We start from the raw sequence: 767 nt of genomic DNA, 5'->3' as shown, positions 1-767 counted from the left end.
TTTCGTCGCCGGCTTCATCGGCTCGCCCGCCATGAACTTCCTGGAAGGGCGCGTGCGGCGCGTGGGCGACGAGGTGTTTCTCGATCTTGGCGAAAAACGCCGCGTGCCCTTGCCCGCCACGGTCTCGGCCCCGGAGGGCACGCCGCTGACCCTTGGCGTGCGCCCCGAACACGTGCTGATCGGCGAAAGCACGGAAGGCTCCGGCCTCGACTGCCCGGTGGAGCTGGTGGAGCCGACCGGCATGGGCACGATCGTCCATTGCGATCTTGGAGGCGTTTCGGTGAAGGCCTTCGTGCCCGGTGTCAGCCGGCTTCGGGCCGGCGACCACGTGCCGATGCGCCTTGCGCCCGGCCATCTCCACCTTTTCGCGGCCGATGGCGGGGCGCGGCTGAACTAAGCGAGGAGCACGGCCTTCAACGCGCGCACCGTCGCCTCGTCGGTGCGCCGATCCCCCTCGCCGGCAAAGCCCAGCCGCTCGGCGGCGGGGCTGCGCAGCGTGGCCGGGGCCGAGCAGGAGGCGTGGACCTCTTGGATCGGAAGCCGACCGAGGAGACCCGGCAGCGTCGCGGGCGTGACGCCCGAGCCCGGCATGATCGCGATGCGCCCGCCCGCCCGTTCGAACAGGCGATCCAGAACCGAGATGCCGTCCGGCGCCGATCGCGCGCCGCCCGAGGTCAGGACGCGCTCGAAGCCGAGGTCGATCGCCTCTTCCAGCGCCGTTTCGAAATCGGGACCGGCCAAGTCGAAGGCGCGGTGCAGTGTCGTGC

General features: G+C 71.1%; 2 protein-coding genes. One reads left to right on the top strand and one right to left on the bottom strand.

Annotated features, from left to right (window positions below; all coding sequences use genetic code 11):
- Positions 1 to 397, top strand: a 397-nt coding sequence (locus tag AUL32_RS07120; RefSeq protein WP_156421354.1) for a TOBE domain-containing protein, incomplete at its 5' end; no start/stop codon positions are given.
- Here the strand turns inward: AUL32_RS07120 and AUL32_RS07115 are convergent.
- On the bottom strand, positions 394 to 767 hold a 374-nt coding region (locus tag AUL32_RS07115), incomplete at its 5' end, for a copper homeostasis protein CutC (protein ID WP_280137568.1). The two genes, AUL32_RS07120 and AUL32_RS07115, sit on opposite strands and share 4 nt — an antisense overlap.

It is taken from the genome of Aureimonas sp. AU40, assembly GCF_001463785.1.
Lineage (GTDB): Bacteria > Pseudomonadota > Alphaproteobacteria > Rhizobiales > Rhizobiaceae > Aureimonas.
This window is presented reverse-complemented; position numbering and strand designations above follow the sequence as displayed.